The sequence below is a fragment of the Neobacillus sp. PVCKKU3 genome, assembly GCF_058323225.1.
In genome coordinates this window covers 1-22,677 of the sequence record NZ_JBLVQN010000068.1, presented here as the reverse complement: position 1 = coordinate 22,677, position 22,677 = coordinate 1, and the positions used below count along the sequence as shown (strand labels likewise).

At 42.3% G+C, this 22,677-nt stretch carries 15 protein-coding genes, 4 tRNA genes and 1 rRNA gene; all 20 read left to right on the top strand.

Features of this window, described 5'->3' with window-relative positions; all coding sequences use genetic code 11:
- A tRNA-Gln gene (locus ACNQGS_RS28075) sits at window positions 1–75 on the top strand.
- A gap of 4 nt (window positions 76–79) precedes the next feature.
- A tRNA-Gly gene (locus tag ACNQGS_RS28070) sits at window positions 80–154 on the top strand.
- Between the two features lie 7 nt (window positions 155–161).
- Window positions 162–235, top strand: a tRNA-Cys gene (locus ACNQGS_RS28065).
- A 6-nt stretch (window positions 236–241) separates the two neighbouring features.
- Window positions 242–323, top strand: a tRNA-Leu gene (locus ACNQGS_RS28060).
- Between the two features lie 20 nt (window positions 324–343).
- Window positions 344–460 (top strand): 5S ribosomal RNA (rrf, locus tag ACNQGS_RS28055).
- A gap of 561 nt (window positions 461–1,021) precedes the next feature.
- The gene (locus tag ACNQGS_RS28050) at window positions 1,022–1,711 is read left to right on the top strand and encodes a FadR/GntR family transcriptional regulator (RefSeq protein ID WP_491490254.1); all 690 of its coding nucleotides are present in this window, start codon (window positions 1,022–1,024) and stop codon (window positions 1,709–1,711) included.
- An 86-nt stretch (window positions 1,712–1,797) separates the two neighbouring features.
- Window positions 1,798–3,108 (top strand): FAD-binding oxidoreductase, encoded by a 1,311-nt coding sequence (locus tag ACNQGS_RS28045; RefSeq protein WP_491490253.1) that lies wholly within the window; start codon window positions 1,798–1,800, stop codon window positions 3,106–3,108.
- 2 nt (window positions 3,109–3,110) lie between these two features.
- Window positions 3,111–4,463 (top strand): (Fe-S)-binding protein, encoded by a 1,353-nt coding sequence (locus ACNQGS_RS28040; protein ID WP_491490252.1) that lies wholly within the window; start codon window positions 3,111–3,113, stop codon window positions 4,461–4,463.
- Window positions 4,463–5,929 carry an FAD-linked oxidase C-terminal domain-containing protein gene (locus ACNQGS_RS28035; protein WP_491490251.1) on the top strand — a complete coding sequence of 489 codons (1,467 nt, stop codon included), beginning with the start codon at window positions 4,463–4,465 and terminating at the stop codon, window positions 5,927–5,929. The genes ACNQGS_RS28040 and ACNQGS_RS28035 overlap by 1 nt, the downstream gene beginning before the upstream one ends.
- An 86-nt stretch (window positions 5,930–6,015) precedes the next feature.
- Window positions 6,016–8,196 carry a malate synthase G gene (locus tag ACNQGS_RS28030; protein WP_491490250.1) on the top strand — a complete coding sequence of 727 codons (2,181 nt, stop codon included), beginning with the start codon at window positions 6,016–6,018 and terminating at the stop codon, window positions 8,194–8,196.
- Window positions 8,197–8,360: 164 nt separating this feature from the next.
- Window positions 8,361–9,563: an NADP-dependent malic enzyme gene (gene ystJ, locus ACNQGS_RS28025; protein ID WP_491490249.1), complete on the top strand. Its 1,203-nt coding sequence runs from the start codon at window positions 8,361–8,363 to the stop codon at window positions 9,561–9,563.
- 14 nt (window positions 9,564–9,577) lie between these two features.
- Complete coding sequence (locus ACNQGS_RS28020; protein ID WP_491490248.1) at window positions 9,578–10,357, top strand: fumarylacetoacetate hydrolase family protein; 780 nt, start codon at window positions 9,578–9,580, stop codon at window positions 10,355–10,357.
- A gap of 76 nt (window positions 10,358–10,433) precedes the next feature.
- Window positions 10,434–11,210 carry an IclR family transcriptional regulator gene (locus tag ACNQGS_RS28015; RefSeq protein ID WP_491490247.1) on the top strand — a complete coding sequence of 259 codons (777 nt, stop codon included), beginning with the start codon at window positions 10,434–10,436 and terminating at the stop codon, window positions 11,208–11,210.
- Window positions 11,211–11,600: 390 nt separating this feature from the next.
- Entirely contained in the window at window positions 11,601–13,295 is a 1,695-nt protein-coding gene (locus ACNQGS_RS28010; RefSeq protein WP_491490246.1) for an L-lactate permease, read from the top strand.
- A gap of 356 nt (window positions 13,296–13,651) precedes the next feature.
- On the top strand, window positions 13,652–16,375 hold the full coding sequence (locus ACNQGS_RS28005; protein WP_491490245.1) for a response regulator: 2,724 nt from the start codon (window positions 13,652–13,654) through the stop codon (window positions 16,373–16,375).
- A 17-nt stretch (window positions 16,376–16,392) separates the two neighbouring features.
- Entirely contained in the window at window positions 16,393–17,238 is an 846-nt protein-coding gene (locus ACNQGS_RS28000; RefSeq protein ID WP_491490244.1) for a CheR family methyltransferase, read from the top strand.
- The gene (locus tag ACNQGS_RS27995; RefSeq protein ID WP_491490243.1) at window positions 17,207–19,183 is read left to right on the top strand and encodes a PAS domain S-box protein; all 1,977 of its coding nucleotides are present in this window, start codon (window positions 17,207–17,209) and stop codon (window positions 19,181–19,183) included. The genes ACNQGS_RS28000 and ACNQGS_RS27995 overlap by 32 nt, the downstream gene beginning before the upstream one ends.
- A gap of 87 nt (window positions 19,184–19,270) precedes the next feature.
- The gene (locus tag ACNQGS_RS27990; RefSeq protein WP_491490242.1) at window positions 19,271–20,188 is read left to right on the top strand and encodes a VOC family protein; all 918 of its coding nucleotides are present in this window, start codon (window positions 19,271–19,273) and stop codon (window positions 20,186–20,188) included.
- 237 nt (window positions 20,189–20,425) lie between these two features.
- A complete protein-coding gene (locus ACNQGS_RS27985; protein ID WP_491490241.1) occupies window positions 20,426–21,493 on the top strand; it encodes an NADH-dependent flavin oxidoreductase in 1,068 nt (355 codons plus the stop codon).
- 102 nt (window positions 21,494–21,595) lie between these two features.
- Window positions 21,596–22,630, top strand: coding sequence for a beta-carotene 15,15'-monooxygenase (locus ACNQGS_RS27980; RefSeq protein ID WP_491490240.1), 1,035 nt, complete (start codon window positions 21,596–21,598; stop codon window positions 22,628–22,630).
- Window positions 22,631–22,677 lie beyond the last annotated feature (47 nt).

Genomic DNA, 22,677 nt, shown 5'->3' with positions numbered 1-22,677 from the left:
TGGGCTATAGCCAAGCGGTAAGGCAACGGACTTTGACTCCGTCATTCGTAGGTTCAAACCCTGCTAGCCCAGCCAATATGCGGAAGTAGTTCAGTGGTAGAACACCACCTTGCCAAGGTGGGGGTCGCGGGTTCGAATCCCGTCTTCCGCTCCAAAAATATGGCGGCATAGCCAAGTGGTAAGGCACAGGTCTGCAACACCTTTACCACCGGTTCGAATCCGGTTGCCGCCTCCAAATCATGCCGGTGTGGCGGAATTGGCAGACGCGCACGACTCAAAATCGTGTTCCGTAAGGAGTGTCGGTTCGACCCCGACCACCGGTATTATTCCCAAATAAAACATGTCTGGTAGCTATGGCGAGAAGGTCACACCCGTTCCCATCCCGAACACGGAAGTTAAGCTTCTCAGCGCCAATGGTAGTTGGGGCAAAAGCCCCTGTGAGAGTAGGACGCTGCCGGGCAACAAAAAGACAACCTGAAATGGTTGTCTTTTTGTTGTGAAATAAAGCTTAATGTTAGAATATTGCTACAGTAATATCGTCCAAGATTACTTAGAAATACTCTCTACCAAGGCTTCCTAAAAAGTCTGAAGTACTTGATGTGCAGTCTTCGGACAAAATCGCTTTAAAAAGGAGTGAAAGTGTCCGAACCTTGACAACCTTCGGACAAAATTGCCTTAAAAAAGTCCGTAAGTGTCCCAACCTGGGGGAACTTCGGACAAAATCGCTTAAAAAAGAGTCGGAAGTGTCCAAACCTCCTTAATCTTGAGCCGTCTCCGCCCGTCATTTGAGGCAAAAGAACCGTCCCCGTGCTTCATTCCGTGCTTGATTTATTTTTTTTGTTAGCAATTCATTTATAAATGATGCATGAGAACCGTCCCTATGCATCAAAGTTTAAACTGAATTTTGATAATAGATATTTTATTCTGAAAACTTATTGCGCTTTTATGTTAAAGATGATTTAATAAAGGTAGTCTAAAACTTGTCAGATATGTGATATCTGAAAGGAAGGGGGGGAGATGTTTGCAAATACAAAAGATCTCGACTAAGAAAGTGTCCGATTCTGTTGCGGAGCAAATCGAGGAGATGATTAAATCCGGTACGTTTCAGGTGGGAGAAAAGCTTCCTTCGGTCAGGGAACTATGTGAAATGTTTGGTGTTGGCCGTTCCGCAGTCCGTGATGCTATTACGACTTTAAAAGGAAAAGGTATTGTCGATGTAAAGCAAGGAGAAGGAACATATATATCGGAATTTGACTCAACGAGACTCTTCAACAATCATTTGCTGCTTACCCAACCAAGAGATATCAGTCAACTTTATCAAGTTAGGAAGATCTTAGAACCAGGGATTGCTGAGCTTGCCGCTATACATAGAAAAGAAGCTGATCTGCAGTTAATGGCAGAAATCTTCGCCAACCCAACTATGAATGGGTGGGATTCAGATTATATGTTACATACAGCCATTGCCAAAGCGGCAGGAAATGAAATCATTATTCAACTTTTAGAATTTATCTCAACAACGATGAAGAACGCCATGATTGATTTTCACCACTATATTAAGAAAAACCCAACCACTGCTCAGATGATGGAAAAACAACATTTTAAAATCTATGAGTCCATTAAGCTAGGAAAACCCGAGAATGCGAAACAGATGATGATGGAACACTTGGATTACGTCGAGAAAGAGCTTTTGAACAGTCTTGTCTTACAATAGGCTAAGCAGGCCGACAAAGTGATTTCATTTTTTTTAATAAATAGTAGAAACTAAGTTGCTTATTACGCAACCTGGAGGTGTTGGTAGTGATTACCACAGAACTTTTAACAGAGTTACAGGCCATTCTATCACCAAAGCAAGTCATCGAAGGAGATAAAAACCATCCGCTGGGAAATAGCGGTATAGTCAAGGTGTTTCCGCAAACAGAAGAAGAAATAGCAAGCATTCTTAAATTTGCCAATGATAATGGTAAAAAGGTAAACGTAGAAGGCAATGGAACAAAAAAGGGATATGGCGGTTTAACCGAATCAGCGGATATTTTACTTTCGCTATCAAACTATAAGGGTATTGTAGAACATGTCGTCGGCGATATGACGTTAACTGTTAAGGCCGGAACCAATTTCAAGGAATTGCAGGAGTATTTGGCACAGTTTAAGCAAAAAATTTCACTCGATCCTTATTGCCCAGAATCTGCAACAATTGGGGGGATTATCGCAGCGAATGATAGCGGCCCCAAAAGATTGGGTTATGGGTCTTCAAGAGATGTTGTCATTGGGCTAAGAATCGTTTATCCAGATGGTAAAGTGATTCGATCAGGCGGAAGAGTTGTCAAAAACGTCGCCGGTTATGATATGAATAAATTGTTTATAGGTTCGATGGGTACGCTGGGTGTGATATCTGAAGTAACCGTAAAGCTTCGACCGCTCCCTAAATATGAAAGTTTGAATTTAGTATTATTCCCACAAGGAAATATGGAAGAAATCAGGGCGTTTGCTACCAAGCTTCTAGATTCTACGATGGAACCCGTAACGCTGGAATTGCTTAGTCCATCATTGTCAGAAAGATTGATTGGTCAAAGCTGTTACACAATCGCGGTTGGTCTTGAGGATGTTGAAACATCGGTACGCTATCAAGAAAGCTTTATCCAAAGCATTCAGCCAGCCCATTCAGAATTGAAAGTTTTTTCTCAACAAGAAGCACAGTCTTTTTGGAACAAATTTTACTCTCTTTCACCAAACTCCTCCACAGATTCAACACAGGCTTCTTTGAAAATTGGTGTCATTAACATGGATGTATCACACGTCGTAAAAGAAAGTCATCTCCTTATTGATTCTCACAACTTAGATGTAGAAGCGCATGGCGGATTAGGCCATGGCTTATGTCAAATTAACCTTAGCGGTTCAAAGGACGATATCATTTCAGCCATTCAGCAAACAAGAGAATTGTCCACAAAACTTGGCGGGTACACCGTCATTAATCATTTACCTTTTGCCTTAAGACAGGAAGTTGACACCTGGGGTAAAAGGCCATCACATTTTTTCCTACTAGAAGGGATCAAATCCAAGGTTGACCCAAATAGAGTTCTTAATCCTAAACGATTTGTGGGAGGGATTTAATGATGAGTCTTATAGAAGCAGATTTAAAGAAAGACCCAGCATGCACAACTAGTTTAAGTAATTATCTGGCGAAGGATCACCCAGATGAAAGCAAATGGGCAGATTGTGTACATTGTGGTATGTGTTTGGAATCATGCCCAACTTATGAAATTACTGGTCAGGAGCAGCATTCCCCACGCGGCCGCGTCCATTTGATTAAATCGGTGGCGGAAGGGCGGCTCACTCTCAATGAACAGTTTATGGATCCTGTTTTCGCTTGTCTTGACTGCCGTGCTTGTACAACTGCCTGTCCGGCGGATGTGGAAGTCGGCGGACTGATTGAAGAAGCCCGCGGCCAGATTCGCCAAGCAATGCCGTTAACAGGCGTAAAAGGTGCGGTAAGCAAGGTGTTCCTGCAGGGATTATTCCCGCATCAAAATCGCCTCAATAAACTTGGAAGCCTGCTGCAATTCTATCAAAAGAGCGGTATGCAAAAGGTTGTAAGAAAGTCAAAGCTGATTAATATCATGCCGCAGCATCTTGTCGATATGGAAGCAATCATGCCCGAGGTGAAAGAGCCTGTTCGAAAAAAATACAAAGATGTCAATGTCATTAAGTCCAAAGGAGAAACAAAGCGCGAGGTGGCATTCTTAACAGGCTGTGTGATGGACGTGATGTTCAGTGATATTAATGAAGCAACGATTAACGTATTAACCCGTAACGGGAATGACGTAACGATTCCGAAGAACCAAACCTGCTGCGGAGCACTGCATGTCCATGCGGGGGACCGTGACATGGGAAGAAAGCTGGCAAAACAAAATATCGAGGCATTTAAGGATTCTGATAAGGTGATTGTCAATGCAGCCGGCTGTGGCTGTGCCTTAAAGGAATATCCTGAATTATTCAGGGATGACCCTGAATGGCATGAAAAGGCGGAAGAGTTTTCTGCGAAGGTAGAGGACATTTCGAAACACCTTTATGATACAGGCTACGAAATACCAAAAGCGGAATTAAAAACTCGGATTACTTATCACGATGCCTGCCATTTGGCGCATGGACAGGGGATCCGTCAAGAACCGCGCGATCTGTTGATCAATATTCCTGGAGTGGAAATGGTTCATATGCCAAATTCGGACCGCTGCTGCGGCAGTGCGGGAATCTACAATATTACGAATCCGGAAATGGCTTCTGCCGTCCTTGAAAACAAAATGCAAAATGTCCCTGATGATGTCGAAATGATTTCGATGGGGAACCCAGGATGTATGCTCCAGATGGCAATGGGCGTACAAAAGCATGGCAGAAATCAAAAAATTGTCCACACAATTCAGCTGCTCGATTGGGCTTACCAAAAAGAAGACGGCAAGGGGGAACTCTAATGGCGGTCAAGGGAATCAAATCAACCGATCGGCATATTTTAAATCTTGCAAATATCGTAGGAGACGCCCGGTCGATTATTTACAATAAGGAAGATCTCATCGCATATGACTGTGATGGCTTCACATTACACAGGCATTTGCCCAAAGCCGTTGTATTCCCGAATAACACTGAGGAAGTGGCTGCCCTAGTTAAATATTGCGCAGAAAATCAGCTGCCATTCCTCGCACGTGGTGCAGGAACAGGCTTAAGTGGCGGCGCTATCCCTTTAAATGGTGAGGTCATTATTAGCTTAGTTCGAATGAAAAAGCTGTTAAGTGTTGACTTCGAGAATCGCCGCGCTGTGGTTCAACCGGGCTTCGTCAATTTAAAGCTGACGAACTCCATTTCTGATAAGGGCTACTATTATGCGCCAGATCCATCCAGTCAGTATTGCTGTACAATCGGTGGAAATGTCGCGGAAAATGCCGGAGGTGCTCACTGTTTAAAATATGGGGTAACAACCAACCATATCCTTGGTCTCGAAATTGTTTTACCAAACGGTGAGATTGTTGAAATTGGAGCCAACGGCATTCCTGATGAGCCGGGCTATGATCTACTCGGGCTATTAACAGGGTCTGAAGGAACATTAGGGATTGTTACCAAAATTACAGTCCGTATCCTAAAAAACCCTGAATCAAAGAAAACGGTGCTGGCTTATTTTGATAAAGTGGAAGACGGCTCACAGGCTGTTTCCGATATTGTTTCTGCCGGGATTGTACCAGCCGCCCTAGAAATGATGGACAAAACAGCGATTGAAGGGGTAGAGGCGGCAGCATTCCCAGTCGGGCATCCAAAGGATATCGAAGCCGTGCTTCTGATTGAAGTGGATGGCATTGAAGCTGGCTTGGATGAGCAAATCAATCAAATTCTTGATGTCTGCAAAAAAAGGAACGTACGTGAGGTCAGAGCGGCAAAGGATGAGGCTGAACGCGGCAGATGGTGGGCGAACCGGAAAACAGGTTTCGGTGCTATGGGCGCGATCTCTCCTGATTATTTAGTACAGGATGGCGTTATCCCTCGCAGCAAACTGCCGGAAGTTCTAAATAGAATTAACAAAATTAGTGAAGAATCCGGACTCCGGATTGCGAATATTTTTCATGCGGGAGATGGAAACTTGCACCCGTTAGTTCTTTTTGATGCCAGAATTCCCGGACAAAGTGAAAAGGCTTTGGTAGCCGGAAGTGCCTGTTTGCAGGCTTGTGCAGATGTGGGTGGTACTATCACCGGTGAGCACGGCGTCGGAATTGAGAAAAGAGAAGAAATGCGCTTCGTCTTCACTGATGAAGAAATTATCGCGCAAACGGATGTTCGAGAGGTCTTCAATCCTGATAATCTATTAAATGCGGGCAAACTATTCCCGATGCCGGGGCGATGCGTGGAAATTAAGAGGGATCTAAAAGAAAAGGAAACTGCTATTACATCCTAATTTTAACGGCATGGAGGTTCCCGTTCAATCCATTAACATATTTTTCGAAACTAGTACTTTTACCAAATCAAGGGAGGAACATCATCATGACTAATTATGTAAAAAAGGGAAATCTACAAGTGGCCCAGGAACTCTATGAATTTATTAACTCGGAAGCACTTCCGGGAAGCGGCTTGGACGCAGACCAGTTTTGGTCCGGTTTTGAAGCGTTAATCAACGACTTAACGTCAAAAAACAAGGAGCTGCTGTCGGTTCGTGATGATATTCAAAATAAACTGAACAGATGGTATCGCGAAAACAATGGAAACTTTGACTTCGAAGCTTATAAGTCATTTTTAAAGGAAATTGGCTATCTAGAACCGGAATTAGAAGATTTTGAAATTACGACTACTAATGTCGATGACGAAATTACTGTTCAAGCAGGCCCACAGTTAGTTGTTCCAGTTAATAATGCCCGCTACGCCATTAATGCGGCCAACGCCCGTTGGGGAAGCCTTTATGATGCACTTTATGGAACGGATGCGATCAGCGAAGAAGCTGGTGCCAGCCGTGAGGGAGGTTACAATCCAGTCCGCGGTGCAAAGGTCATCGAATTTGCCAGGAATTTTCTTGACCAAGCGGCTTCATTACAAGGAGCATCGCATAAGGACGCGGTTTCCTATTCGGTAGTAGATGGTAAACTTCAGGTTGCATTAAATAATGGAACAACGACGGGATTACAAAATGAAGCAAAGTTTGTCGGCTATCAGGGAACACAGGAAAATCCATCCGCCATTCTTTTAAAAAATAATGGACTTCATTTTGAAATCCAAATAGACCGAAATCATCCGATAGGCAGTACGGATGCGGCTGGCGTGAAGGATGTGATCCTTGAGTCGGCGATTACGACCATTATGGACTGCGAAGATTCTGTAGCGGCCGTAGATGCTGAAGACAAAGTGCTCGTCTATCGCAACTGGTTAGGCCTTATGAAAGGTACACTTTCAGCTACTTTTGAAAAAAGCAATAAAACGATGACACGGACACTCAATCCGGATCGCAGCTACCTGTCTCCGGCAGATGAGGAAATCACTTTAAATGGACGGTCCTTGCTATTTGTCCGCAATGTCGGACATTTAATGACTAATAGTGCCATTCTTGACGCAAATGGTGAGGAAATTCAGGAAGGTATTTTGGATGCCGTTCTGACTAGCCTTATTGCCAAACATACACTCTTAGGCAATGGTCCATTCCAAAACACGGAGAAGGGTTCAGTCTACATTGTAAAGCCAAAAATGCATGGTTCAGAAGAAGTAGCTTTTGCCAATCAGCTATTTGACCGCGTGGAAGATTTGCTTGGACTTGAGCGCAATACGTTAAAAATAGGTGTTATGGATGAAGAACGCAGAACCACTTTGAACTTGAAGGCATGCATCAAACAGGTAAAGGACCGGATTGTGTTTATTAATACCGGGTTCCTTGACAGAACAGGCGATGAAATTCATTCTTCCATGGAAGCTGGTCCAATGGTTCGTAAAAATGATATGAAATCATCCAAATGGCTCCAGGGCTATGAACAATCCAATGTGATTGCCGGACTTTCAAGCGGGTTCATGGGCCGTGCACAGGTCGGCAAAGGCATGTGGGCAATGCCGGATTTAATGGCGGAAATGCTAAAGCAAAAAATCGGTCATGTAAAAACGGGAGCCACTACAGCTTGGGTGCCATCTCCAACTGCTGCAACATTGCATGCACTGCATTACCATGAAGTAGATGTAAAAGAAGTACAGAATGAAATGCTTCATCAAACAGGAGACTTCCAAGATGATATCTTACAAGTTCCTGTTGCAAAGAACCCATCCTGGACTCCTGAAGAAATCCAGGCAGAGCTTGACAACAACTGCCAAACCCTTTTAGGCTATGTTGTCCGCTGGGTAGATCAAGGGGTTGGCTGTTCAAAAGTACTAGATATCAATGACGTGGGGTTAATGGAAGACCGAGCTACATTGCGAATTTCCAGCCAGCATTTGGCAAACTGGCTTCACCATGGCATTTGTACGAAAGAGCAAATTCTTGAAACATTGCAGCGCATGGCCAAGGTTGTTGATAAGCAAAATGCAGGAGATCAGATGTATCACAACATGGCTCCGAACTATGACGACTCCGTTGCCTTCCAGGCTGCCTGCGACTTGATTTTTGAAGGCTATGACCAGCCAAATGGCTATACGGAGCCAATCCTGCATCGCAGACGGATTGAAGCAAAGGCTAAATTCGCAGTGAAACAATAATCGATTGGAATAGATGAATTCCGGGGCATTCTTGTAATGGGAATGCCTTAGGAAAAAGTCAACAGTTTAAATTATTCGTTGAAATGAGAGACTGCACCGAGCCCAAGACCGCCATTTTCAACATTACTCATATTTTTGAAAAAATAAATGGAGGTTATCAGGCTATGCAAAACCTAAGGGAGACTTCGCTGGAACTTCACAAGCAGTCAAAAGGGAAAATAAATATCGATGTTAAGGTTCCGGTGGAAAATGCATATGATTTAAGTTTGGCTTATTCACCGGGGGTGGCAGAGCCTTGTAAAGAGATCTATCTGAACCCTGAAAAAATCTATGACTATACGATTAAAGGAAATCTTGTTGCGGTCGTATCCGATGGATCAGCCGTACTAGGCCTTGGGAATATTGGTCCAGCTGCCGCAATGCCCGTTATGGAAGGTAAAGCCGCATTATTTAAGGCTTTCGCTGATGTGGATGCATTTCCAATCTGCTTGAATACGAATGATGCGGAGCAAATTATCCAAACGGTAAAATTACTGGAACCAACATTTGGCGGCATCAATTTGGAGGACATCGCAGCACCTAATTGTTTCATTATAGAAGAGAGACTTAAAAAAGAAATGAACATCCCTGTTTTTCATGATGATCAGCATGGAACGGCAATTGTCACGGCAGCTGGATTAATTAACGCTTTAAAGGTAGTTGGCAAACGTCTTGAAGATACTAGAGTAGTAGTCAACGGCGCAGGTGCAGCGGGAATTGCCATTACAAAATTGCTACTGAGAATGGGAGTATGTGACATCATTTTGTGTGACACAAAAGGCGCTATCTATGAGGGACGCCTAACAGGAATGAATTCGATGAAAGACTCGATTGCTATGCTGACCAATAAGAGCCATATTCATGGAGATTTAAAAGAAGTGATTAAAGGGGTAGATGTGTTCATCGGTGTATCTGCCGCTGGAGCAGTCACACAAGAGATGGTCATGTCTATGAACGAGGATGCGATTATTTTTGCCATGGCAAACCCAATCCCTGAAATTATGCCAGAAGAGGCAATGGAAGCTGGAGCGGCAGTGGTAGGGACAGGACGCTCCGATTTACCGAATCAAGTGAATAATGTTCTTGCATTCCCTGGTATTTTTAAAGGGGCGCTGAAGGTCCATGCTTCTGAAATAAATGAAGAAATGAAGCTGGCTGCAGTTTATGCCATTGCCAACTTAATCTCGCTGGAAGAACTTTCCCGCGAATATGTGATTCCACATCCTTTTGATAAAAGAGTTACAGAAGCAGTAACCGCAGCAGTTGCGGAGGCTGCCATTAAAACAGGAGTCGCACGAAAGAAAATGGAGCAAGAAAAAACTGTTTGAGAGGAAGTATCACAATGAAATTTACTAGATTTACACAAGGTTCAACTGTTTATACAGGTGTGATAAAAGATAGCAACATCCAGGAAATTAAAGGTGATATGTTTGGAGAATGGGAGTTTACGGGGAACAGTTTCTCTATAGCTGACGTAAAATTGCTGGCGCCGCTTGAACCAAACCACATCATAGGAATCGGCGCAAACTATGTTTCTAAGCTTGAAGACCTGCCTTCCGAGCTTCCGGAAATTCCAGTTTTCTTCTTTAAACCAACCTCATCCGTTATTGGTCCCGAGGATGAAATTATCATTCCAGAGGGAATTGGGCAGGTAAAGTTCGAATCTGAGTTAGCCATTGTCATTGGTAAAGAAGCTAAAAACGTTCCTGAATCAGAGGTGTTGGATTATGTATTCGGCTATACGGTTGGAAACGACGTAACAGCCCCTCAATTTTTCCATCAGGACGGGCATTGGACAATTGGCAAGTCTTTTGATACCTTCACACCGCTCGGGCCTGTGATCGAAACAGAATTGGACCCATTCGCTGTAAAGGTTGAAGCAAACCTAAACGGTGTGGAGAAACAAAATAGTGCTACGGAATTAATGATTATTCCGATCCGAAAAATGGTATCTTATTTGACAAAAGTGATGACTCTTAAGCCGGGAGATGTGATTTTGACAGGCAGTCCGCTTGGAGCTGAGCTGGTTGGTGCCGGAGATACAATTGAATGTGAAATTAAAGAAATTGGGACATTGCGTAATACATTTGTATTGGCAAAAGAATCCGTTAAATCTAATTAAATCCCTAGGAATGGCCGCTAAAAGATTTATGCTTTAATGTAACCTATTAGGGACAGTGTTTTTGAGGTGAGCGATGATGGAAAGAGAAAATATGGTCAAATCTGTAAGCAGGGCATTGGATATTATTCATTTGGTTAGTTTAAAAAAGGACGGATTGGGTGTTACAGAGATTGCTAAACAAATAGATATCAATAAAAGCTCTGTTTACCGCATCCTCTCAACATTTGTCCAATATGGTTATATCGAACAAGATGAAGTTACCGGCCGCTATAAACTCGGTTATAAATTCTTGGATATCAGTTCAAAGCTGCTTGAATCCATTGATTTAAGGGCTGAGGCTATGCCGTTTTTACAACAAATTGAAAGCGAATCGAATGAAGTCATCCATCTTGTTGTTTATGATCAAGGGGAAGTCGTTTATATCGAAAAATTAGAAGGAACCGAAACGCTGCGAATGCATTCCAAAGTTGGAAAAAGGGCTCCTATGCATTGTACATCCGTTGGTAAAGCAATCCTGGCCTTTCAGCCTGCTGATGTTGTACATGAAATTCTTGATCGAAAAGGCATGCCGATGTACACAGATAAAACGATTACCAATAAAGAAGAGTTTTTCCGGGAATTGGCCGACGTAAAAAGAAAGGGCTATGCACTGGATTTAGAAGAAAATGAATATGGAATTACATGCATTGCTGTACCGATCTTTGACTATACGGGCAAAGTTGTTGCGGCAGCCAGCCTCTCTGGACCAACAATACGAATGACGGATGATCGATTAAAACGACTTGAAGCACGAATGCTGCACATAGCAAAACAAATATCAACACGACTGGGTTTTGAAAATAAAGTTAGCTAAGAATATTTGACTAGTATAAATGATATACTGGTCAAATATATTTTTGGATTTTTTTAATTATAATTTTCTAAAAATTATTGTAATTCAGATAAAAATCCGTATAATAAAAGAGTGATCGAAACGTGTTGTATAACATATTAATTATTGTTGTATAACATGTTTCGTCCTCAGCAACAAATTTAAGGGTTGTTTCTTATTACGAAACGAAGAGGGGTGAAAGTTTAAAAAAATTTTTAAAGTATGATATTACAGCGTTTCACAGTCACTTACATATTAATCAGTCATCATAGAAATCTATTGATTTATCCATCAGAACTATTCATTTCTAGGTCTGAAAAGGGATAAGACCGATACATGAAAATTTTAATTTTTTTATGATGGGGGATTACTATGACATTTACACAAAATTTTACGGCGGTGGGAGATAGTCTCGCCTTATCCGCTTTGGTAGCTCTTATACCAATTTTATATTTTTTCTGGGCTTTAGCCATAAAACGCATGAAAGGCTATATAGCTGGTTTAACAACACTACTAATTGCTTTAATACTTGCAGTAGTTGCATTTAAAATGCCTGCCGGTATGGCGGTCATGTCTGCCACGCAGGGTGCCGTATATGGTATATTGCCTATAGGCTGGATCATTATTACATCTGTATTCCTCTACAAATTAACCGTCAAGACTGGCCAATTCGATATTATCCGCCATTCGGTCGTTTCACTCACCGAGGACAGACGTCTTCAAGCGCTTTTGGTAGCGTTCTCATTTGGAGCATTCCTTGAAGGTGCTGCAGGTTTCGGTGCTCCGGTTGCCATTTCGGCTGCTCTTCTTGTCGGTTTGGGTTTTAATCCTCTTTACGCTGCCGGTTTATGTCTAATCGCCAATACAGCCCCTGTTGCATTTGGTGCAATCGGTACGCCGATCATTGCTGTTGAGGGACCAACTGGAATTTCAGCATTGGAAATTTCCAAAATGGTAGGACGTCAGCTGCCGTTCTTATCATTGTTCGTTCCGTTTTATTTAGTTGTTATTATGGCAGGGTTTAAGAAAGCATTGGAAATCTTACCAGCCATCTTCATCACTGGGTTCACTTTTGCAGTAACTCAATACTTAAGCTCCAACTTCCTTGGTCCAGAACTTCCCGATATTTTATCAGCACTAGTGTCATTGTTTGCCCTAGCAATCTTCTTGAAATTTTGGAAACCAAAAACTATTTTCCGCTTTTCATCTGAGCAAGAACTGGCTGCATCTGTTGCTGCCAAAGTATCTAATAGTCAGCAAGTAAAATACACAGGTGGGCAAATTTTTAAAGCTTGGTCACCATTCCTTGTATTGACTGCATTTATTACAATTTGGGGAATCCCAACAGTTAAATTGGCTTTGACAGGTCATTATGAAGGAACAAACGCTATTTTGAAAGCGATAAATGCTCTTGGACACGCGTTAACACTGATGCCTGAAGTTCCATTATTAAACAACAAAGTCATTAATTCTGCCGGTGCTCCTGTTGCGGCCATTTATAAGCTGGAAATCTTGGGTGCAGCTGGTACATCAGTCATTATTGCGGCCATTGTCACCAAGTTTATCGTTAAAATTTCTTGGAAAGAATGGGTTGCAACCTTTGGGGAAACTCTCAATGAACTAAAGTTCCCTATCATTACAATCGCTTCAGTTGTAGGGTATGCCTATGTAACTAACTCATCAGGGATGAGTACGACATTAGGAATGACGCTCGCAAAAACAGGTTCCCTATTTGCCTTTTTCTCTCCAGTCCTTGGATGGTTAGGCGTGTTTATCACTGGATCAGATACATCATCGAACCTTTTGTTTGGTGCAATGCAAAAGGTGACAGCACTGAACCTTGGTATGGATCCGGTATTAGCAGTCGCTGCAAACTCTTCGGGTGGGGTTACTGGAAAAATGATTTCACCACAATCCATTGCTGTAGCGTGTGCAGCTGTAGGCCTGGCAGGAAAAGAGGCCGACTTGTTCCGCTTTACGGTTAAACACAGTATTGTTTTGGTCTTTATTGTCTGTATCATGACATTCCTGCAAAATAGCAGTGTATTAGGTTGGATGGTTCCATAAAATAGAATCCAATCCGTTTTAGTTAAGGTCAGCCAAATTTTAGGCTGGCCTTTTTGTGATACCTGGTGAAGGTACAGTGCCTTGGTCGGTGTGTTTTTTAATTTGCTGGAAAAAGGGAAAAAAGGGTTAGATAAGCTAAAATAGGTAGGTTTTGAACTAGTTATTGGAAGATCTGAGGTTGGCTTTTATCGACAAGTTTCTAAACAGAATACCATTTCTATTTGTCATAAAAATTATTTTTCGAGCTTTGTCGAAAAAACAAATTTTCTTAAAAAATTTTTGTTAAAATAATTTGAATAAGTCTGATTTTTATTCTAGTAAGTTTTAATAGGTTAATTGTAAACTAGAGTATATAAATGAAATGGTTTGCAGCATTAAACAACACTTGGCAGAGCGGTGAAAAAATAATTATGAAATTTAAAACAAAATTGTATTTAGGGTTTGGCTTATTGATTTTCCTGTTTATTGTTTTTTTATTATTCTTAATGATGCTGATGAATCAGTTGAACACGAATATGAAGAATGCCGTTGACAACTACGAACTGGCAAAGACTGCCTACAAGATCCAAGATTCCCTCAATTGGTATCGCAGTGATTCCAAAGGCATTTTGGCGAATCCGCCGGCTGACCTGTTAAAGGAATTTCAAGACCATAAGGAACAAAGTTACTTGAATGCCAATCAAGCGATTGAGACTCTTCGTAAGCTCGACAAACGCGAAAAATCTCAGAAAGTCATCGCTGAGTTACAATCATTAAGTATTCAGCTCCGTGCTATGGAGGCCAAGACCAATAAGTTAATGGAACAAAACAAGGACGAAGAAGCAAGGAACCTATTTTGGTATGATACGTGGGATGTCATTGATAAAATGACAAGTGATGCCACTTATTTACAAACTATTCAGGAGGATGGAGTCCAAAGTGAATTTGAGCTGTCGAATGATACCACCTCCACCGCCTACAAATTCATTTTTGGCTATGCTGTCGCCGTCCTGATCTTGGGCGGAGCGATCACATTCTTTATCCTAAGGAGTATGTCTAAAAATTTAAATGATGTCATGTCTGTTTTCACAAACGCCGCCTTTGGCAAGGGGAACCATCTGCCGCGGATCAAGGTGAAAACAAAGGATGAAATCGGAAAAATCTCAATCGCTTATAATGAAATGGCCCAGGTGCTTGAGAAACATCATAAACAAGAAAAAGAATTAAAAAATGCAGCTGAGGAACAAAGCTGGTTAAATACGAAGATTGCGGAAATTGCCACGATGTACCCGGGTATTAACAACCTCAATGAATTAGCTCAGCTTTTTATTACAAGGTTGGCGCCTATTGTCGGGGCAAGCTACGGGCTTATTTATATGAAGGAAGACAGCGTATTTCGAAGGTATGGGTCATATGCCGGCCAGGAGGAGCCTGTTGGGCGGGAAAGTGTCTCTGTGGGTGAAGGGCTAGTCGGACAATGTGCGCTTGACAGACGTCCGATATCGCTTGAGGACATACCCGAGAATTATATCAAAATTTCATCCGGCACTGGTGAAGCGTCCCCAAACAGCATCCTTGTCATTCCTGCTGAATATCAGGGAGAAGTGCTTGCTGTCATTGAACTCGCTTCATTTAAACCATTCGCTCGGCTTGAACAGTTACTACTTGAGGAAGTCGTCAGCCATCTTGGGATCAACATTAAGAGTATCCAAAGGCATATGCGGGTGGAAGAATTGCTCCAGGAATCACAAACCCTGACCGAAGAGCTGCAAAGTCAGTCCGAAGAGCTGCAATTGCAGCAGGAAGAATTACGGACCGTCAATGAACAGCTTGAAGAACAGTTCAAAAGCTCGGAGAAAAAAACGCATGAACTTGAAAAAATTAAAAATATGCTCGAGGAGAAGGCTCAGCAATTAATGATGAGTTCCCAATATAAATCCGAGTTTCTTGCCAATATGTCACACGAGCTGCGGACACCATTGAACAGCTTGTTGATTCTAGCACAAATGCTTTCAGAAAACAGCGCTCAAAACCTAACCCAAAAGCAGGTTGAATATGCAAAAACAATCCTCTCCTCTGGTCATGACCTGCTGCGGTTAATCAATGATGTACTTGATATCTCTAAAATTGAGGCTGGTAAGATGGAGATTTACCTAGAGAAAACGGAGATTCAAGAAATAAAGGCATCACTCGAGTCACAATTTTTCCCGCTGGCACGGCAAAAGGGACTCGACTTTTCGATTCAGCTTGACCCTTTTTTACCGGGTCTAATCCATACCGATCCACAGAGGCTCCAGCAAATTCTTATCAATTTGCTATCAAATGCCTTCAAATTTACAGAAAAGGGCCGGATTATGCTGCAGATTGAGAAAGCAAAGCAAACTGTTTTTTCAGAGGAAAAGGGAAATAATCAAGTCGAAAACATGATTGCTTTTTCAGTGAGGGATACAGGGATTGGCATTTCACAAGAGAATCAGAAGTTAATTTTTGAGGCCTTTCAACAAGCCGATGGAACGACAAGCCGCAAATATGGCGGCACTGGCCTGGGGCTATCGATCAGCCGCGAACTGGCTCAGCTTTTAGGCGGCTATCTTACTGTTGACAGCACAATAGGCGAAGGCAGCACGTTTACATTATACATTCCTGGTTTGGCATATGAACCAGCACAGCTTGAGGCGGCCGTCACGGTTGAAGAATTAAAGCCTGCTAGTTTTACCGGGGAATCGCTTGAAGGAAAAAAAATCCTGATTGTCGACGATGATATGCGCAATATTTTTGCTTTAACAACAGCACTTGAAAGCTACTTTGTTGAAGTAGTTTTTGCGGAAAATGGCAGAGAAGGCATCGATGTCCTGCAAAAAAGTCCAGATATTGACCTCGTGTTGATGGACATTATGATGCCGGAAATGGATGGGTTTGAAGCGATTCGCGCTATCCGCCAGATGCCTGAATACATGAATCTTCCTATCATTGCCCTGACCGCAAAGGCAATGAAAAGTGATCGAAAAAAATGCATCGAAGCCGGGGCATCTGATTATATCAGCAAACCCGTGCATATAGAGCAGCTTATTTCCATTATGCGAGTTTGGCTATATCGATAAGAAAGGTTTAATTATAAATGGAAAAATTAATATCATTCGACAAGAGTGAAATTGAAAAGATTGAAATGAACCTGCTGCTAGAGGGGATTTATCGATTATATGGGGTTGATTTCCGTAATTATTCTGCCCCGTTTGTGAAGCGGCGAACTGAACATCGGATCCGGACGGAGAAGCTCTCAGGAATCTCTGACCTCCAGCAAAAGATTCTCTACGACCCGCTGTTGATGCGTCGCTTTTTTAACGATTTTTCAATAAATGTGACGGAAATGTTCCGCGACCCTTCGTTTTTTCTAGCATTTCGGACAAAGGTTGTTCCGCTCTTGCGCAATTATCCCACGATTCGGATTTGGCATGTCGGCTGCGCGACTGGTGAAGAGGTCCTGTCGATGGCGATTCTCCTGCATGAGGAATGCCTTTATAAAAAAACTAGACTTTATGCCACCGATATTAGCGAGGCGGCACTGGACCAGGCCAGAAAAGCAATGATGCCCTTGAACAAAATGAAAAATTATACGAAAAACTACCTTGAGGCAGGCGGGACAAGTGCTTTTTCCGAATATTATGTTGCCCGGGAGTCATGCGCCGCCTTCCATTCTTTTCTTACGGAAAATGTAGTGTTTGCGCAGCATAATTTAGCCACCGACCAATCGTTTAATGAATTTCATGTCATCATTTGCCGGAATGTCATGATCTATTTTAATAAATTTCTGCAAAATCGTGTGCTGCACCTGCTGCATGAAAGTTTGTCTGCATCCGGATTCCTTGGCTTGGGAAGTAAGGAGGGAATCCAGTTTACCGATATCGCAAATTATTATGAGGAAGTCGATTCTGATGAGAAACTCTACCGTAAAATCCATTCATAATATCCATCCTGTGGATCCAATCAATATTTTAATGGTCGATGACCGCCCGGAAAACCTGCTCGCTTTAGAGGCCGTTTTAGCATCGCCCCATTATCGTTTAGTGAAGGCAGGCTCGGGTGAGGAAGCGTTGAAATGTGTACTGAGGCAGAATTTTGCCGTCATTTTGCTGGATGTGCAAATGCCAGGCTTGAACGGTTTTGAAACGGCAAAATTGATTAAGGCGCGGGAAAAATCAAAGTTTGTTCCAATTATTTTTATCACGGCTATCAGTCAAACGACCGAGCATGTCCTAAAGGGATATAATTTAGGAGCAGTTGATTATATTTTTAAACCGTTTCATCCGGAGACATTAAAGTTAAAGGTGCAGGAGTTTGTCAAAATCCATCAAAATCAGGATCGTAAGGAAATCGAGCGGCAGCAAGAGCTTCTTCATGTAAACGCAAAGCTAAACAAGACGACCCTTGATTTGCAAAAAAAAGAAGAATTGGCCCGGGTGATTGAAGAAACACTGATTGACACGATTATTACGTTTGACCAGGAAGGGACGATTATCTCGGTCAATCCTGCAGCCCAAAAATTATTTGGCTATTCGATGGGGGAGTTTTTGGGACTTAAAATGGAGGACCTTTTTGTGGAAATGTGGGATCAAAATGGAACCTCCATCGGGAAAATGCTTGAGGCTGTTGCCAAGCATAAAAACGAACATCACTTTCCTGTGGAGCTGCAAATCGGTGAGGCGGTTATCCATAATGAGCATTTCTACGTTTGTTCGCTGCGCGATATTACCGAGCGGAAGCAGCAATACGAGCTGCTCGAGAAGCTGGTGGAAGAGAGGACGAATGAACTTGTCATTGCCAACGAAAAACTGCGTAAGGAAATAGAGGTACGGATGCAATTTGAAGAAGAGCTGCGGAAGGAAATTGAAGTCCGAAAACAATTTTCTGAGGACCTGCGCCTGTCGCAGGAGCATTTTTATAAAATTTTTCAATCAAGCCCCTGCCTAATTGAAATTCGTTCAATGACTGACAACAGGTACCTGGACGTCAATGCAAGCTGGCTCAAATTTACCGGTTATTCCTTAATGGAGGTCATTGGCCGGCAGCCGACAGTTTTACCTGCCTGCCACAAGGAATCCTTGCAAAATGAAAAGATTTATTACCTAACAAAATCAGGAGAGAAGCGGCAGGGATTGTTGGCAACGGAAATCATTGAGGTGAAAGGTGAAAGCTGCATTCTCAGCGTGATAACTGATGTAACCGAGCTTGAACAATTGGGAGCGAAAATGGCGCGCTTAGACCGCCTCAATTTAATTGGTGAAATGGCGGCGGGAATTGCCCATGAAATTAGGAATCCGATGACAACCGTCAAAGGGTTTTTGGAGCTTTCCAAAAAAAGCATCGACAATCTATCTGTTCAATATATTGATTTAATGCTGTCCGAATTGGACCGGGCCAATTCAATTATTTCCGAATTTCTTAATTTAGCGAAAAACAAGCAATCGTATAAAAAATCTCAGTGGTTGAATCCGATTATTGAGGGGCTTTATCCTTTAATCAAAGCCGAAGCGCTGCTGACGGATAAAACGGTCTCCTTGCTGTTATCGGAAGTCCCGAGGCTTTATCTCGATGAAAAAGAAATTAGCCAACTGATTCTTAATCTTTCCCTGAATGGGCTCGAGTCGATGGCAGCCGGCGGTGAATTGACAATTAAAACCTATCTTGACGGGCAGGATGTAGTGCTGGAGATCCAAGACCAAGGCTCCGGTATCGAACCTGAACTGATCGAAATGATCGGGACACCGTTTTTCACTACCAAAGATTCCGGGACTGGCCTGGGCCTGCCCATCTGCTATAGTGTCGCCGAGCGTCATGGAGCCGTTATCGATATGCAAACAAGCACTGAAGGAACAACCTTTCTTGTACGTTTTCGGGAAAGGGATTTCTAGAAAAAAATTAAATTTTTGTTTTTGGAAAAGTTTTGATACAAAAGAACCATCCCCATGCATCCGTAAGAGAATAGAGGAGGAAGAGATTTGACAAAAACAAATCAAAAAATTGTTCCACATTTATGGTATGACAAGGAAGCAAAAGAAGCAGCCGAGTTTTATGTTAACATATTCCCGGACTCGAAAATTACAGATGTGACAACCATTCACGACACACCCTCAGGCGACTCCGATATAGTCTCATTTGAGCTATGGGGTCAAAAGTTTGCGGCTATCAGTGCAGGACCTTTTTTCAAGATCAATCCGTCGATCTCTTTTATGGTAAATTTTGATCCAGCACGAGATAAAGACGCGAGAGAAAAAATAGATGAAGTTTGGAACAGATTATCCGAAGGCGGCACAGCGTTAATGCCGCTTGATAAGTATCCGTTCAGTGAAAGGTATGGCTGGATTCAAGATAAGTTTGGTTTGACATGGCAGTTAATCCTAACCAATCCAGAAGGTGAAGAACGGCCTCCATTAATTCCATCACTTTTGTTTGTCGGTGATCAATGCGGTAACACGGAAGAGGCGATTAATTTTTATTTATCAGTATTTAAGGACGCGAAGCAGGGACTGATCGCCCGCTATCCTAAAGGAATGGAACCTGACAAAGAAGGAACAGTTATGTTCAGTGAATTTAGCTTAGAAAATCAGTTGTTTACCGCAATGGATATTGCTCACGAACATAAATTCAGTTTTAACGAGGCAACCTCATTTATGGTTTACTGCGACACACAAGAAGAGATTGATTACTACTGGGAGAAACTCTCTAAGGTTCCTGAAGCAGAACAATGCGGCTGGCTGAAAGACCAGTATGGTATATCCTGGCAAATCGTGCCTAGGGAGATGGACGAGATGATGGGCAAAAGTACACCTGATCAACTTGCACGCGTAACGAAAGCATTTCTAAAAATGAAGAAATTTGATCTTGAGGAATTGCGGAAAGCATACAAGGGATCTTGAGAATAGTGCCTAAGTGATATAAAAATATGAAGCAGATTTCGGAGCGTTGGTTGGATCCCGACCTCCGATATACATAATATAGCAGTATTATAATGATACACGAGAACCGTCCCCATGCATCACTTGCCTTTGTTAGGGAAAAGTAAGGATGAAAAGAATTTCATTTTGGGGGATCTTGCATTGAATTCTAAATTTAAAGCTTTATTTGAGTCGTTTACTTTCCCATGTGGTGTTTAATTGAAAGACCGGATTGTGATGGCACCGATGACTAATTTTTCATCGAACGAGGATGGGACGGTTTCGGATTCAGAAGTAAAATATTATGCAAGGCGGTCCGGCGGTGTAGGAATGGTGGTCACTGCTTGTACATATGTTACTGCAAATGGTAAGGGGTTTAATGGAGAATTTGGCGCTGATTCTGATGAATTAATCCCCAGTTTACGACAACTGGCCATAGGTATTAAAGAGCAGGGTGCTAAAGCTGTATTGCAAATTTTCCATGGCGGGAGGCAAGTTCCTACTCAATTAGTGCCAAATGGTGATGTTGTTAGTGCAAGTGCCATTCCGTCTGAAGGGCAAGGGAAGCCGGTACCTAGAGAACTGCCAGAAGAAGAAATTGAAGCCATTATTAAAGCATTTGGGGAAACAACTAGAAGGGCCATCGAAGCAGGATATGATGGTGTTGAAATCCATGGGGCAAATGGCTATCTTATTCAGCAATTCTTTTCTCCGCATTCCAATCGCAGGGGGGACCGATGGGGCGGCAGTGTTGAAAAGAGATTGACCTTCCCTCTTGCAATTGTCGACGAAGTAAAAAGGGTCGTTGCTGAAAATACGAATGAACCTTTTATTGTAGGCTACCGCTTTTCACCGGAAGAACCAGAAACACCTGGGATTACGATGGCAGATACTTTGGTGCTGATCGATGCATTGGCGGATAAGAACCTTGATTACCTCCATGTTTCATTAAATGATTTCTGGTCAAAGCCAAGAAGAGGCGTGGACGATACTCGTGCTCGAATCGAAATTATACAGGAACGCGTTGGAAGTAAGGTACCTGTAATCGGTGTTGGCTCACTTTATTCTGCAGACGATGTCCTCCGGGCAAAGGAGACGGGGATACCACTTATTGCAATGGGTCGGGAATTAATTATTGATCCAGATTGGGTTCAAAAGGTTGCAGAAGGCAAGGAAGATGAAATCTTAACAAAAATTGACAAAGGAAAGCAGCAGGAATTAATGGTTCCTGACCCATTGTGGCAGGCTATCATCCATACTCCGGGCTGGTTTCCGGGAATTGAATAGAAGTAGGAAAAGTATCCTTTTTTTAGGATGCTTTTTTATTATATCTAATAGGCGTATAGGTAAAATATGGTATAATGAAAGAAAAAAGAAAGAGGGACTTTTATGGTTTTAAAAAGAACCTTGAACCGGAATGCGCTGCTGATTTTGCTGTTATTAGTAATAGGTGCGAATTATTCTTTGTATCATACAAGCTTGGGAATTCAAATATTGCCTGAACAACCTAATATTATCGTTGCTGCTTCCATGTTAGACTTAGCGTTGATTTCACCGATTTTATTTTTAGCGTGGAAACGAAAAATGAATTGGAAAAACCTGATTGTGGGGATAGCAGGCGGCCTGATTTTGGTGCGCTTCCTCATACCGATGGAGTATTTGGCACCATTCGAGGCTGTCACGTGGGCTGGGTTTGCCGTTGAAGGCGGACTATTATTGTTAGAGGTTATGGTTCTTGTCTCGTTGTTCAAATATATGCCAAACATTGTACGTGCTGTTAAAAGAAGTTCCCTGCCGGTTATCTTTTCTTTTTCGAAAGCTGTGGATCAAGAGGTTAAACCATATCCAATTATTCGCATCATTTGTTCAGAAATGCTCATGTTTTACTATGCCTTCGCTTCCTGGAAAAAGAAACCGCAGCTTGGGCAGCATGAGTTTACGTTACATCAAAAATCGAGTTTGATTGCGATGCAAGTGATGCTGATTCACGCGACGGTCATTGAAATGGCTGGTCTTCATTGGCTGTTTCATGAAAAGTCTGTTATTCTATCAATTATTTTACTTGTACTTAATGGTTACACAGTCATTTTCTTTTTAGGAGATATCCAAGCCGTTCGCCACAATCCCTTGCTTATCACTGAGGAAGGTATGTACATTTCCCTGGGATTGATGAAACGAATGGAAATAAAGTGGGACGATGTTGAAGAAGTTATCGAGGCGCCTAAGCTTGGAAAACGTTCTAAAGATACAATTGAATTCATTGCCCGTGACTTTGAAGAAGTAAAGCCTGACGTCATATTGAAATTAAAACAACCAGCCGAAGCAACCTTAATCATGGGAATCAAAAAGAACTACTCAAAAGTAGCAATCCGCGTCGACGAACCAAACAAGTTTATAAGCGTTTTAAAGGAAAATGTAAAATGATGCATGGGGACGGTTCTCATGCATCATTTATTTTATGAATGAGGCAC